Genomic DNA, 13,332 nt, shown 5'->3' with positions numbered 1-13,332 from the left:
GGCTCTTATGTTCAAGACAGAAGAGGAGGCGTGGCGTGAGTGGCACGCCTCGATCCGGGGAGGCATGACCCGCCCCCCCGAGCCTGGCGAGGAGGACGACGACGACCTGGCGGTGCAGAGCGCCGATCCGGAGCTGGCCCGTCCGCCGTTGTACAAGGTGGTGTTGCATAACGACGACTTCACCCCCATGGAGTTCGTGGTGGAGGTGCTGCAGACCTTCTTTCACATGGACAGCGAGACCGCGGTGCAGGTGATGTTGACGGTGCACACCCAGGGCAAGGCGACCTGTGGCATCTTTACCCGCGATATTGCGGAAACCAAAAGCCACCAGGTCAATCAATACGCAAGAGAGTGTCAGCACCCGCTGCTGAGCGATATCGAAGCGGCGGACTGACCCCGGACATGGTCGCGAAGGGAAATGGATGTCGGCCGTTGGGCGAGGAGACTTGCAACGGCAGCGTTTGTGCCCGATGTTGATGATGCCGGACCTCGAAAGATCCGACGCAAGCCCTAGGCGGCGAGAAGGGGACTGCCATGCTGAGCAAAGAACTTGAACTGACCCTGAACACGGCCTTCACCGTGGCGCGTTCCAAGCGTCACGAGTTCATGACCGTGGAGCACCTGCTGCTGGCTCTGCTGGACAACGCCTCCGCGGCGGACGTGCTCCGGGCCTGCGGGGCCAACCTCGACAAGCTGCGGTCCGACCTGCAGGATTTCATCAACTCCACCACGCCGCTGATCCCCGAGGATCAGAGCGATCGCGAGACCCAGCCGACCCTGGGTTTCCAGCGCGTGTTGCAGCGCGCCGTCTTCCACGTCCAGTCCTCGGGCAAGAGCGAGGTCACCGGGGCCAACGTGCTGGTAGCGATCTTCTCCGAGCAGGAGAGCCAGGCGGTCTACTTCCTCAAGCAGCAGAACGTGGCCCGGGTCGATGCGGTCAACTACATCGCCCATGGCATCTCCAAGGTGGCCGGCCACGGCCAGAGCCCCGCGTCCCCGTCTCCCGACTCCGAGGAGGCCGAGGAGGGCAATGGCGAGACCGGCGGCAATCCGCTGACCGGCTATGCCACCAACCTCAACGAGCAGGCCAGGCTCGGCAAGATCGACCCCCTGATCGGTCGTGAGCACGAGCTCGAGCGGGTGGTGCAGATACTGGCGCGCCGGCGCAAGAACAACCCGCTGCTGGTGGGGGAGGCCGGCGTGGGCAAGACCGCCATCGCCGAGGGGCTCGCCAAGCGGGTCGTCGAGGAGGACGTGCCCGAGGTGATCGGCGATGCCGTGGTCTACGCCCTGGACATGGGGGCGCTGCTGGCCGGCACCAAGTACCGCGGCGACTTCGAGAAGCGCCTGAAGAACCTGCTGGCCGAGCTCAAGAAGCAGCCCAACGCCATCCTCTTCATCGACGAGATCCATACGGTGATCGGTGCGGGGGCGGCCTCGGGTGGGGTGATGGATGCCTCGAACCTGCTCAAGCCGCTGCTCTCCTCGGGTGATCTGCGCTGCATAGGGTCCACCACCTTCCAGGAGTTCCGCGGCATCTTCGAGAAGGATCGGGCGCTCGCCCGCCGCTTCCAGAAGGTCGATGTCATGGCGCCTTCGGTGGAGGACACCATCCGTATCCTCAAGGGGCTGCGGTCGCGCTTCGAGGAGCACCATCAGCTCAAGTACACCGATGCGGCGCTGGAGAGTGCGGCGCGCCTGGCGGATCGCTACATCAACGACCGCCATCTGCCCGACAAGGCCATCGACGTGATCGACGAGGCCGGTGCCCACCAGCGGCTGCTGCCGCCCGAGGTGCGGATCGACACCATCGACGTCGACCAGGTCGAGGCGGTGGTGGCCTCCATCGCGCGGATTCCGCCGAAGAGCGTCTCCAGCTCCGACCGCAAGTTGCTCGAGAACCTCGATCGCGACCTCAAGATGCTGGTGTTCGGTCAGGACGAGGCGATCGACAGCCTCTCGGCCGCCATCAAGCTGTCGCGGGCCGGGCTCAAGTCGCCGGACAAGCCGGTGGGCAGCTTCCTCTTCGCCGGCCCTACCGGGGTAGGCAAGACCGAGGTCGCTCGTCAGCTGTCGAAGATCATGGGGGTCGAGCTGGTGCGCTTCGACATGTCGGAGTACATGGAACGCCACACGGTGTCGCGGCTGATCGGGGCCCCCCCCGGTTACGTCGGCTACGACCAGGGCGGCCTGCTGACCGAGGCGATCACCAAGAATCCGCACTGCGTGCTGCTGCTCGACGAGATCGAGAAGGCCCATCCGGAGGTCTTCAACCTGCTGCTGCAGGTGATGGATCACGGTCGCCTGACCGACAACAACGGCCGTGAGGCGGACTTCCGTCACGTGATCCTGATCATGACCTCCAACGCCGGGGTCGAGCTGGCCACGCGGCGCTCCATCGGCTTCCAGACCCAGGACCATTCCACCGACGCCATGGAGGTCATTCGCAAGACCTTCTCGCCGGAGTTCCGCAACCGCCTGGATGGCATCATCCAGTTCCACGCGCTGCCGATGTCGGTGGTGCGCAGCGTGGTGGACAAGTTCCTGGTGGAACTGCAGGCGCAGCTCGACGAGAAGCGGGTCCAGCTCGACGTCGACGATGCCGCCCGGGTCTGGCTGGCCGAGAAGGGCTACGACCCCGACATGGGGGCTCGCCCCATGGCACGCCTGATCCAGGAGAAGCTCAAGAAGCCGCTGGCGGAGCTGATCCTGTTCGGCGAGCTCTCGGAGCACGGCGGGGTGGTGCACGTCAGCGTGGAGGACGGCGAACTGCACCTCTCCACCGAGTCGGAACTGGCCGACGCGCCCTGAGCGGCGTCACGTGCTTTCGCCACGACGACACGGCGCCCTGTCTCCGGACGGGGCGCTGTTCGTTTCGTGGCCGTGAGCGGAGGCGCGGTGTGCGGCGCGCCGGGCGGGCAGGGTCAGCGTGAACGGTAGACGATGCGACCCTTGGAGAGGTCGTAGGGAGTCAGCTCGACCTTGACCTTGTCGCCGGTGAGGATACGGATGTAGTTCTTGCGCATCTTGCCCGAGATATGGGCGGTCACCACGTGGCCGTTCTCCAGCTCGACGCGAAACATGGTGTTGGGAAGGGTATCGACGACGACGCCTTCCATTTCGATATGGTCTTCACGTGCCATATAGGCGGTTCCTCGCTGATGATGATGGTGCGATGCGGCACCGAGGCGCGCAGGTGACGCCCGTGCCGACAGAATAGCGCGGTATTGTGCCGCATGCCGGGCGTCATGGCAAAAAAGCCGCGGTTCGACGCGGGGTCAGACGGGGAGGGTGCGCCGCCAGTGGCGCCCGTCGAGCACCTCCAGCGGTTGGAAGGCCTGCTTGTAGTTCATCTTGCGGCACTCGCGGATCCAGTAACCCAGGTAGACGTGGGGCAGGCCCAGGTCCCGAGCCCGCTCCACCAGCGAGAGGACGGCGAAGGTGCCCAGCGAGCGGCGGTCGAGCTCCGGCTCGGGGGCGAAGAAGGTGTAGATCGCCGAGAGCCCGTGCTCCAGCTGGTCGTAGGCCGCCACGGCCACCAGCCGGCCCTCGAGGCGGAACTCCAGCAGTCGGGCATAGTCCTGATCGAGGGTCAGGAAGGTGCGGTACTGCTCGTGGCTCGGGGGGTACATGTCGCCGTCGGCGTGGCGGGTACGGATGTAATGGGCATAGAGCGTGTAGTGCTCGCTGTCGAAGATCGCCGGGCGCACGTGAAGCGAGAGGTCGGCGTTGCGCCGGGCGAGGCGGCGTTGGTTGCGGCTCGCCACGAAATCGGCCACCGGGATACGCACCGAGATGCAGGCGCTGCAGCCCTCACAATGCGGACGGTAGAGGTGACGACCGCTGCGCCGGAAGCCCAGCAACGCCAGGGCATCGTAGACGCCTCGCCCGGGCGACTCCTGGGGATCGAGGAACAGGGTGGTGGCCTCGCGCCCCTCGAGATAGCTGCAGGCATGCGGCACGGTGAGGAAGAAGCGTAGATCCCGTACCGGCTGCCGAGGTGTATTGCTGCTCACGGCTACCCCCTCTCTTGCGTCGTATGGCGCACCGCACCGAGGCGTTCGAATGACCAGCCGGGCGGGATGATCGAGGTATCATCCGCGCTGGCTTCCGGTGCCTTGCCCAGCCACTTCTCAAGATAGCCGATGAACTCGGCCCGGGCGATGTCCCGGGCACCGAGACTGGCCAGGTGGGGGGTGTGCATCTGGCAATCGATCAACCGGCCGTCGCCGTCCTGCATGGCCCTGGCCAGGTGCACCAGGGCGACCTTGGAGGCGTCCGGTTCGCGGGAAAACATCGATTCGCCGAAGAAGACGGGGCCGAGGGCCACGCCGTAGAGGCCACCGACCAGCCGCCCATCGCGCCACACTTCCACCGAGTGGGCCACACCCAGGGCATGCAGGCGGGCATAGGCCTCGCGCATGGCGTCGGTGATCCAGGTGCCGGGCTGCCCCTCACGGGGCCCGGCACAGGTCGCGATCACCTCGCCGAAGGCGGCGTCGGCGGTGACCCGGAAGCCGCCGTTGCGCAACCGCTTGGCCAGGCTCCTGCGCACGCGAATCTCGTGAGGGAACAGCACCATGCGCGGGTCGGGGCTCCACCACAGGATCGGCTGGTCGTCGCTGTACCAGGGGAAGATGCCACGGCGGTAGGCCGCGAGCAGCCAGGCCGGGCTCAGGTCGCCGCCGATGGCGAGCAGCCCGTCGGGATCGCGCAGGGCCTGCTCCACGGGGGGGAAGTGCACGGGGTAATCGGCAAGCCAGGGCAGCATCGAGAATCGAATCCTTGCGCAGCGGGGCCTCAAGTGTGACGCTCACCGCCACGCGGCTCAAGATGCTTGCGGTCTGTGCGCGGCCCCTGTGATGGCAAGCACTTGCTCGGTATGATTGGCGCGATGGAAACGGAAGACGCCAACTGTGGCGCAAGGGGGAAGGCCGCTTGAGTGTCAAGAAGAAGGTGTCGCCGCGTCGGGTGAGTGCGGCCAACGCCAGGGAGACGGCGAAGCGCTTTGGCCTGCGGCTGCAAGGGTCGGCACGGGAAGGGGTGGCGATCATGCTGCTGGCGGCCTGTGTCTTCCTGTTGCTGGCGCTGTTCAGTTTCCAGCCCGCCGACCCGGGCTGGTCGCGCAGTGGCCCCGAGACCGAGGTTGCCAACTGGATGGGGCCGATCGGGGCCTGGCTCTCCGACGTTCTCTACTCGCTGTTCGGTGCCAGCGCCCTGTGGTGGCCCGGGATGCTGGGTTTCGCCGCCTGGTGGCTGATCCGCTCCCGGCAGGTGCACCTGGAGTGGGATGCCACCGCCCTGGCGGTACGCAGCGGCGGCCTGGTCCTGCTGCTGCTCGGGACCACCACGCTCGGCGCGTTGCACTTCTACAACCCCGACAGCCTGCTGCCCTACTCCTCGGGAGGGATCCTCGGGGAGGGGCTGGTCGGTGCCCTGGTGCCACTGGTCGGCACTGGGGGGGCCGGGCTGCTGTCGCTGGCGGCGATGCTCTGCGGCTTTCCGCTGTTCACCGGGTTGTCGTGGTTCACGGTGATGGATGAGCTCGGCCACCGCGCCCTGCGGCTCTGGCAGCGGCTGGCCGAGCCTTTCGGCTTCTCGGCTGACCGGCGCGAGCGGCGCCGGGCCGAACGTGCCGAGGCCGAGGAGCAGGCGGTCCAGGTACCTGCTGCCGAGCCCGCCGAGGAGGCGTCCGAGGCGCCGCCACGGCAGCGCTGGTGGCGGCGTCTGCTGCCCGGCCGGGCCCCCGAGCTGGCGGCCGCCGGTGACACCCGTCGTGAGCCGGGCTTCGGCAACGATGGCGATACCGAGATCCCCTGGGAGGTGCCCGAGCAGACCCCCTCCGCCAAGCGCCCGGAGGCGGCCTACAGCGCCCGCACCCCGGCATCGCCACCTGGCGGTGGGGGGGGCGGTGCTGCGGCGGCAGTGGGCGCTACGGCGGCGTCTGGCACCGCTGCCGCCCCCTCCCGGGCTCCCGAGACAAGCGGCTCCCAGCGGGAGCCGGAAACGGTGCCCGACCCCGTATTGCCCGACGATGACGAGGCACCGCCGGCCTGGAGCGGGCCGTCGCTGCGTGCCAGCCGTGACGAGGATCCCCTCGCGGCACCGGCCGCCGGCGACGAGCGGCGAAAGGCGTCTTCCCCCGATGCTGCCGACCCGAAGGTCGAGACGCCGCCACCGGCGTGGGCCTCGTCGGGGTCGTCACCGCACTCGCCGGCACGCGACAGGGGCCGTCGCGAGCCGGGCCTGGTCGACTGGCAGGACGCCGACTGGGACGACGACGGCGACGAACCGCGCCTGGGCTGGGAAGACCCGCAGGAAGAGGCCGAGGTGCCGGCCCCGAAGCCTTCGATCACCGCTGCACGTGACGATCTCCCCGCGACGGAGGCCGGGGTGGACGAACCCGAGGCGGATGGCCCAGGGCGGGTTGCCACCGCCGAGCAGGGGCGCGAGGCCGCCGACCAGCCCGATGGCCCCACCCTGTGGACCGTGGAGCATCTGCAGAGCCAGCGCCCGCTGTTCGACGAGTTGCCCGATCCCGACGGCGACCTGCCGAGCCTGCGTCTGCTGACCCCACCCCAGGCCCATCAACCCAACTACACCGACGCGCAACTGGCCGAGATGGCCGAGCTGCTCGAGGTGCGGCTTCGCGAGTATGGGGTCAAGGCCGAGGTGGTCGATACCTGGCCCGGGCCGGTGATCACCCGCTTCGAAATCAAGCCCGCGGCGGGGGTGAAGGTCTCCAAGATCAGCAACCTGGCCAAGGACCTGGCGCGCTCGCTGATGGTCAAGAGCGTGCGGGTGGTGGAGGTGATCCCCGGCCGGCCCACCGTGGGCATCGAGATCCCCAACCCCAAGCGGGCGATGATCCGCCTGCGCGAGGTGATCGACTCCGACCGCTACCAGCAGGAGGCCTCGGCGCTGACCCTGGCCCTGGGCCAGGACATCGGTGGCGGGCCCGTGGTGGCCAACCTGGGCAAGATGCCCCACCTGCTGGTGGCCGGCACCACCGGCTCGGGCAAGTCGGTGGGGGTCAACGCGATGCTGATCTCCATGCTGCTCAAGGCCACCCCCGACGAGCTGCGGATGATCATGGTCGATCCCAAGATGCTCGAGCTGTCGGTCTATGACGGGATTCCGCATCTGCTGGCGCCGGTGGTCACCGACATGAAGGAGGCCGCCAACGCCCTGCGCTGGTGCGTCGCCGAGATGGAGCGCCGCTACAAGCTGATGGCCTCCATGGGCGTGCGCAACATCGCCGGCTTCAACGCCAAGCTCGACGAGGCCGAACGGGCCGGGGCCCAGGTCGCCGACCCGTTGTGGGAACCCCAGCCCTGGGAGATGCACCAGAGTCCGCCGGTGCTCGAGAAGCTGCCCTACATCGTGGTGGTGATCGACGAATTCGCCGACATGTTCATGATCGTCGGCAAGAAGGTCGAGGAACTGATCGCACGCCTGGCCCAGAAGGCCCGGGCCGCGGGTATCCACCTGATACTCGCCACCCAGCGCCCCTCGGTGGACGTGGTCACCGGCCTGATCAAGGCCAATATCCCCACGCGCATGGCCTTCCAGGTCTCCTCGCGGGTCGATTCGCGCACCATCCTCGACCAGGGCGGTGCCGAGAACCTGCTGGGCCACGGCGACATGCTCTACCTGCCGGCGGGCTCCGGGCTGCCGACCCGGGTTCACGGCGCCTTCGTCGACGACGACGAGGTGCATCGGGTGGTGGAGGACTGGAAGCGCCGCGGCGAGCCCGAGTACATCGACGAGATCCTCTCCGGCGGCGTCTCCGCCGAGGCCCTCACCGGCCTGGAGGCCGAGGGTGTCGACGGCGACGACGCCGAGCAGGACGCCCTCTACGATGAGGCGGTGCAGTTCGTGACCGACTCGCGCCGGGCCTCCATCTCGGCGGTGCAGCGTCGCTTCAAGATCGGCTACAACCGGGCCGCCCGCCTGGTCGAGGCCATGGAGATGGCCGGCGTGGTCTCGACCATGGGCACCAACGGCGCCCGCGAGGTGCTGGCGCCGCCGCCGGTGGGGAACTGATCCCTGCGGTTGCTCGATGTGCCGCTCAACCATGCAGCAATGATGAAAGCGTCGGCGGGCGTGCAACCCGCCGAGGTTCCCTTGGTCCGAGTGACAGGATTCCATGATGGACCCGTCCAGGGAGACAGAGACGATGACAGTGAAGAAGACCCTTGCCGCCTTGGCCTTGACGTTCGCCGTACCGGTGTCGGCCCTGGCCAGCGAAGGCGCCGAGCGCCTGACCCGTATGCTGGAGCCGTTACAGACCTACGAGGCCGCCTTCGAGCAGCAGATCCTCGACGGCAGCGGCGAGCGCCTGCAGCAGGCCAGCGGCCGCATGTGGCTGTCGCGCCCGGGCAAGTTCCGCTGGGAGGTCGATGCGCCCTACCAGCAGGAGGTGGTCTCCGACGGGGAGGAGGTCTATCTCCATGACCCCGACCTGGAGCAGGTCACGGTGCAGGCGCTCGACCAGCGGGTGACCCATACCCCGGCACTGCTGCTCTCCGGCAGTGCCAGCGAGCTGACCGACAGCTATGACGTCTCGCGCCAGCAGCAGGGCAGTGCCGAGACCTTCACCCTGATGCCGAAGTCCGCCGATACCCTGTTCGAGGAGCTGAGGATGACCTTCCGCGGCGAGCGCCTGGCGTTCCTGCAGATGACCGACAGCACCGGCCAGGAGACCGCCATCGAGTTCCTCGACGTGCAGATGAACGAGGCCATCGACGACAGCATGTTCGTCTTCGAGATCCCCGATGGCGCCGACGTGATCCGCGATACCCACTAGCCCGGCTTCGCCGGGAGCTGTCAGCCATAAGCTTTAAGCTGTAAGAGAATCGCCCCCGTGGTCCTGCCACGGGGGCGATTCGATTCAGGCTGTTTTCGGCGTACGCCTCGGCGCTACGCGTCGCTGCCGTTTCCGTCCGCCTCCCTGTCGAGCGCCTCCCGCCAGGCCATGAGCTGGCCATAGCGCTTCTCCTGGCCGTACGCCGTCGGCCGGTAGAAACGCGGGTGCGGGAGCTCGTCGGGCCAGCAGTCGTGGGCGCTGCCCGCCGGGTAGCCTTCCGGCTCGTTGTGGGCATAGCGGTAGCCCTGGCCGTGGCCCAGGGACGCCATCAGCTTCGTCGGCGCGTTGCGCAGGTAAGTGGGCACCTCCAGGCTCGGCTGGGCGGCGACGAAGGCCTTGGCCTCCTTCCAGGCGCGGTCGATGGCGTTGCTCTTGGGCGCCACGGCGAGGTGGATCGCCGCATGGGCGATGGCGCGCTGGCCCTCGTAGTCGCCCAGGCGCAGGTAGGCATCCCAGGCGGCCATGACCAGCGGCAGGGCGCGCGGGTCGGCGTTGCCGACGTCCTCGGAGGCGATGGCGGCGAGGCGGCGGACCACGTCCAGCGGGTCGCCGCCACCCTGAAGGAAGCGGGCTATGTAGAGCAGCGCCGCGTCGGGTCGCGAGGAACGCACCGACTTGTGGATCGCCGAGAGCAGGTCGTAGAAGTGGTCGCCCTGCTTGTCGAAGGCGCTGGCCTGGTGGCCGAGCACGTCCTCCAGCGCCTCACGACGCAGGATCTCGCCGCCGCCCTCGGCGGGCTCGGCGAAGTCACAGGCGGTTTCCAGCAGCCCCAGGGCGCGGCGGGCGTCGCCGGCCGCGGCCCGGGCCAGCAGCCCCAGTATCCCGTCGTCCACGGCGATCCGGCGATGCCCCAGGCCGCGCTCGGTATCGCCGAGCGCCTGGCGCATCACCGTGACCAGCTCCGCCTCGGACAGCGCCTTGAGCACATGGACCCGCGCCCGGGAGAGCAGCGCCGAGTTGACCTCGAAGGAGGGGTTCTCGGTGGTGGCCCCGATCAGGGTCAGCAGGCCCGACTCCACATGGGGCAGCAGGGCATCCTGCTGGCTCTTGTTGAGCCGGTGGATCTCGTCGAGAAACAGCAGGGTGGACTGTCCCTGGCCCTGGGCGGCCCGGGCGCGATCCACCGCGGCACGGATCTCCTTGACCCCGGCCATCACCGCCGACAGATGCTCGAGGTGAGCGCCGGACTCCGCGGCAAGAATCTCGGCCAGGGTGGTCTTGCCGGTGCCGGGGGGGCCCCACAGGATCATCGAACGTACCACGCCGGTCTCGGCCATGCGGCGCAGCGGCTTGTCGGGGCCCACCAGCGCCTGCTGGCCCACGTAGTCGGCAAGCCGCCGCGGTCGCATGCGGAAGGCCAGGGGTGCGGCGTCATCGCCGGTGGTCTGGTGGAACAGGTCCATGGGCGGTCTCCCTGATGAACGGCAAGAGGATGTCCTGGCGGGGGAGGTGGACAATGCGACCTTGGTCGATAGACAGCCTCGCCGCCAGGCACTAGCTTGATACAACGCCTTCGGCGTGCCCTCCGGTATCGAGTGGGTCGCTGAACCTAGGCCAGGATGGCGAATCCAAACATGAATGCCTTCCACACATCGCTGACAGGAGAGGAGGTCATGACATGACCATGCTGACCCAGCTGCGCCGGGATCATGCCAATATGGCGCGCATGTTGCACGTTCTTCAGCTCAAGCAGAAGACCCTGTCGACCGGCGAGCGCCCCAATTTCCAGCTGGTGCGGGAGGTCGTCGACTACATCCTGGACTACATGGAGGGGTTCACGCTGCCCCTCGAGCGGATCTGCACCGAGCAGTTGCAACAGAAGGCTCCCGAGAGCAGTGACGTCACCGAACAGCTGGCCAAGGACTACCGGGGGCTGCGCGCCCGCCTGAAACGCCTGTCCGGCGACATCGACATGATCCTCATGGATGCGGTCGTGCCGATGGATCGCTTCACCGACGACCTCAAGGCCTATCTGGAGAGTCACCGGGCCTACCTGCGTGACGAACACGAATTGCTCTTTCCGCTGATCCAGGAGCACTTCGACGAGGAGGAACTGCGGCATCTCGCCGAACTGCTCCCCGAAGGGGCCGCTGCCGAGCTGGAGCGTCTCCAGGAGGCCTATCCCGAGCTCTATGCCGAGCTGCGCGAGGCCCCGGAACAGGTGACCTGAGCGTTCCGGCGTCGGCCGCTTCGGGTCGTCGCCCGCCTGAGGTAGAATGCGTCCCCATGGTCGGTCCAGAGTGCTCCGTCGGGAGCGGTCGGCCGGTAACGTACCGTCGGGACCCAGAGCGATGCCAGCCAACCCGTGTCATCTCACGCCCTTCTGTCTCCTGCCCCCCGCTCCTGACCGGGCGAGGGGCTTGCCTCGCGGGGCCTGCCGATGACGGGGCCGGTGTTGGTGTTCGACTCCGGCGTGGGCGGGCTTTCGGTGGTGGCGGCCCTGCGCGAACGCCTGCCGGGAGCGGCCCTGGCCTATGCCTGCGACAACGCGATGATGCCCTATGGCATTCGCGAGGACGGCTGGCTGGTGCAGCGCATCCTCGCCGTCTGCGAGGCGGCGGTATCGGCCAGTGGCTGCTGCGTCCTGGTGGTGGCCTGCAATACCGCCAGCACCCTGGCGCTGGATGCGTTGCGGGGGCGCCTCGCGGTACCGGTGGTCGGCACCGTGCCGGCGATCAAGCCGGCGGCGCAATTCAGCCGGACGGGGCATGTCGGCTTGCTGGCCACCAGTGCCACGGTGGGCCGCCCCTACACCCTGCGGCTGATCCGCGAGTTCGCCGCCGGCTGCCGGATCACCCGGCTCGCCGCCGATGCGCTGGTGGGCGAGGCCGAGCGCTGGGTGTGCGGCGAGGCCCCGGATCGCGACGTGATCCGCGAGGCACTCGCGCCGCTGTGGAGCGATTCCGAGCTCGATACGGTGGTGCTGGGCTGTACCCACTTCCCGCTGTTGCATGACTTCCTGGTCGAGGCGGCGCCGCGCGGCGTCGCCTGGATCGATTCCGGCGATGCCATCGCCCGCCGGGTCGCCCAGGTGATCGCCGGTCCGGCCCCGTGTCGGGGGCCGGGCGAGAGCTTCGTCACCGCCCCGGAGCCGCGCCTGAGGGCGGGGCTGGCGGCATTCGGCTTCGCCGAGCCGAGCCTGCTCCACCTCGATTGAGCGTCGCAGCATTCGTCATCCTTTCATCGCTACTTTTCTCACTACAGGAGGCCCCGTGGCCGTTCCCGTCGTCGACCCCGCCCGCTACGACCAGCAGCTCGAGGCCAAGCGCGTGCGCATCAGCCACGACTTCGCCCGCTTCTCGCCGCCGACGCTGGAGGTGTTCCCCTCGCCGCCGAGCCACTATCGCCAGCGCTGCGAATTCCGGCTCTGGCACGAGGGGGACGACCTCTTCTATGCCATGTTCGAAATGCAAGGGTCCGAGGTCGACCCGAAGGACCCGAAGAAGAAGACGGTCATCCGCCTGGACGACTACCCGGTGGCCGGTCGGCGGATCAACGAGCTGATGCCGCGCCTGCTCGACGCCATTCGCGACGTTCCCTTGCTGCGGCGCAAGCTGTTCCAGGTGGAATTCCTCACCACGCTCGAGGGCGAGGCGCTGGTCACCCTGATCTACCACCGCCCGCTGGACGAGGCCTGGGAAGCCGAGGCGCGACGGCTGCAGGCGAGGCTCGATGCGATGATCATCGGCCGCTCGCGCAAGCAGCGCCTGGTGCTCGAGCGGGATCACGTCTGGGAACGTCTCGAGGTGGACGGGCGCGAGTTCGTCTACCAGCAGGTGGAGAACAGCTTCACCCAGCCCAATGCCGAGATCTGTCGCTCGATGCTGACCTGGGCCCGGGAGGTGACCCGCGACAGTCAGGACGGCGACCTGGTGGAGCTCTACTGTGGCAACGGCAACTTCACCGTGGCCCTGGCCGAGAACTTCCGCCGGGTGCTGGCCACCGAAATCTCGCGCACCTCGGTGGCCAGTGCGCGGCTCAACCTCGAGGCCAACGGCATCGACAATGCCGTGGTGGGCCGCATGTCCGCCGAGGAGTTCTCGCTGGCGCTGAAGGGCGAGAAGGGCGGGCGGCGCGTGGCCGAGTGGGCGCTGGACGACTACGATTTCACCACGGTGCTGGTCGATCCGCCCCGGGCCGGACTGGATGAGGCGAGCTGCCGACAACTCAGCGACTACTCGCGTATCGTCTATATTTCATGCAACCCGGATACACTGGCGGACAACCTCGAGACCCTGACCAGGTCCCATGACATCCGGCGTTTCGCCCTGTTCGACCAGTTCCCCTGGACCCCTCACTGCGAGTGCGGGGTGCTGCTCGAGCGGCGGACATGAGTGCGACCTTGGTCTAGGAGGCGGAGAGAAAGTCAAGCGGTGATGCGCAACCGACATGCGCCATGAGCAAGAGGGCAAGTCGGTGGGGGCGGTCCGGGGAGTGGCGTAAGATCGAGGGCAGGGCGGCCA

The 13,332-nt window shown here is 68.0% G+C and carries 11 protein-coding genes; 7 read left to right on the top strand and 4 right to left on the bottom strand.

Annotated elements, in window-relative coordinates:
• Positions 1-64 precede the first annotated feature (64 nt).
• Together clpS and clpA are read left to right on the top strand one after the other, a co-directional pair.
• Positions 65-394, top strand: a complete 330-nt coding sequence (gene clpS / locus C1H66_RS08940; protein WP_102627574.1) for an ATP-dependent Clp protease adapter ClpS — start codon at positions 65-67, stop codon at positions 392-394.
• Between the two features lie 140 nt (positions 395-534).
• On the top strand, positions 535-2,811 hold the full coding sequence (gene clpA / locus C1H66_RS08935; protein WP_102627541.1) for an ATP-dependent Clp protease ATP-binding subunit ClpA: 2,277 nt from the start codon (positions 535-537) through the stop codon (positions 2,809-2,811).
• A gap of 113 nt (positions 2,812-2,924) precedes the next feature.
• On the opposite strand, the gene infA is transcribed toward clpA, so the two are convergent.
• From infA to aat, 3 genes are all read right to left on the bottom strand, one after another.
• The gene (gene infA, locus C1H66_RS08930) at positions 2,925-3,143 is read right to left on the bottom strand and encodes a translation initiation factor IF-1 (protein WP_013332816.1); all 219 of its coding nucleotides are present in this window, start codon (positions 3,141-3,143) and stop codon (positions 2,925-2,927) included.
• Positions 3,144-3,278: 135 nt separating this feature from the next.
• Positions 3,279-4,016, bottom strand: coding sequence for an arginyltransferase (locus C1H66_RS08925; protein WP_102627540.1), 738 nt, complete (start codon positions 4,014-4,016; stop codon positions 3,279-3,281).
• Between the two features lie 2 nt (positions 4,017-4,018).
• Positions 4,019-4,771 (bottom strand): leucyl/phenylalanyl-tRNA--protein transferase, encoded by a 753-nt coding sequence (aat, locus tag C1H66_RS08920; RefSeq protein WP_102627539.1) that lies wholly within the window; start codon positions 4,769-4,771, stop codon positions 4,019-4,021.
• 281 nt (positions 4,772-5,052) lie between these two features.
• Between aat and C1H66_RS08915 the strand changes: the two genes are divergently transcribed.
• Positions 5,053-8,046, top strand: a complete 2,994-nt coding sequence (locus tag C1H66_RS08915) for a DNA translocase FtsK 4TM domain-containing protein (RefSeq protein WP_423133085.1) — start codon at positions 5,053-5,055, stop codon at positions 8,044-8,046.
• Positions 8,047-8,179: 133 nt separating this feature from the next.
• Positions 8,180-8,809, top strand: coding sequence for an outer membrane lipoprotein periplasmic chaperone LolA (lolA, locus tag C1H66_RS08910; protein WP_102627538.1), 630 nt, complete (start codon positions 8,180-8,182; stop codon positions 8,807-8,809).
• Between the two features lie 113 nt (positions 8,810-8,922).
• Here the strand turns inward: lolA and C1H66_RS08905 are convergent, their stop codons facing one another.
• Entirely contained in the window at positions 8,923-10,272 is a 1,350-nt protein-coding gene (locus C1H66_RS08905) for a replication-associated recombination protein A (RefSeq protein WP_102627537.1), read from the bottom strand.
• Between the two features lie 221 nt (positions 10,273-10,493).
• On the opposite strand from C1H66_RS08905, the gene C1H66_RS08900 reads away from it, so the two are divergent.
• The 3 genes from C1H66_RS08900 to trmA all read left to right on the top strand — a co-directional run bounded on the left by C1H66_RS08900 (position 10,494) and on the right by trmA (position 13,203).
• Positions 10,494-11,039, top strand: a complete 546-nt coding sequence (locus C1H66_RS08900) for a hemerythrin domain-containing protein (protein WP_102627572.1) — start codon at positions 10,494-10,496, stop codon at positions 11,037-11,039.
• Between the two features lie 210 nt (positions 11,040-11,249).
• Positions 11,250-12,026, top strand: coding sequence for a glutamate racemase (murI, locus tag C1H66_RS08895; protein WP_102627536.1), 777 nt, complete (start codon positions 11,250-11,252; stop codon positions 12,024-12,026).
• Positions 12,027-12,081: 55 nt separating this feature from the next.
• Positions 12,082-13,203, top strand: coding sequence for a tRNA (uridine(54)-C5)-methyltransferase TrmA (gene trmA, locus C1H66_RS08890; protein ID WP_102627535.1), 1,122 nt, complete (start codon positions 12,082-12,084; stop codon positions 13,201-13,203).
• The last annotated feature ends 129 nt before the right edge of the window (positions 13,204-13,332 follow it).

It is taken from the genome of Halomonas heilongjiangensis, assembly GCF_002879645.1.
In the GTDB taxonomy this organism is placed as follows: Bacteria; Pseudomonadota; Gammaproteobacteria; order Pseudomonadales; family Halomonadaceae; genus Halomonas; species Halomonas heilongjiangensis.
Note: the sequence above shows the minus strand (reverse complement) of the source record. Positions and strands in the feature narration are given on the sequence as shown.

What these genes read in the sequence shown, in the direction of transcription:
- clpS (WP_102627574.1), top strand. Translation starts at nt 65, where the DNA reads ATGACCCGCCCCCCCGAGCCTGGCGAGGAGGACGACGACGACCTGGCG.
- clpA (WP_102627541.1), top strand. Translation starts at nt 535, where the DNA reads ATGCTGAGCAAAGAACTTGAACTGACCCTGAACACGGCCTTCACCGTG.
- infA (WP_013332816.1), bottom strand. Translation starts at nt 3,143, where the DNA reads ATGGCACGTGAAGACCATATCGAAATGGAAGGCGTCGTCGTCGATACC.
- aat (WP_102627539.1), bottom strand. Translation starts at nt 4,771, where the DNA reads ATGCTGCCCTGGCTTGCCGATTACCCCGTGCACTTCCCCCCCGTGGAG.
- C1H66_RS08915 (WP_423133085.1), top strand. Translation starts at nt 5,053, where the DNA reads ATGCTGCTGGCGGCCTGTGTCTTCCTGTTGCTGGCGCTGTTCAGTTTC.
- lolA (WP_102627538.1), top strand. Translation starts at nt 8,180, where the DNA reads ATGACAGTGAAGAAGACCCTTGCCGCCTTGGCCTTGACGTTCGCCGTA.
- C1H66_RS08905 (WP_102627537.1), bottom strand. Translation starts at nt 10,272, where the DNA reads ATGGACCTGTTCCACCAGACCACCGGCGATGACGCCGCACCCCTGGCC.
- C1H66_RS08900 (WP_102627572.1), top strand. Translation starts at nt 10,494, where the DNA reads ATGCTGACCCAGCTGCGCCGGGATCATGCCAATATGGCGCGCATGTTG.
- murI (WP_102627536.1), top strand. Translation starts at nt 11,250, where the DNA reads ATGACGGGGCCGGTGTTGGTGTTCGACTCCGGCGTGGGCGGGCTTTCG.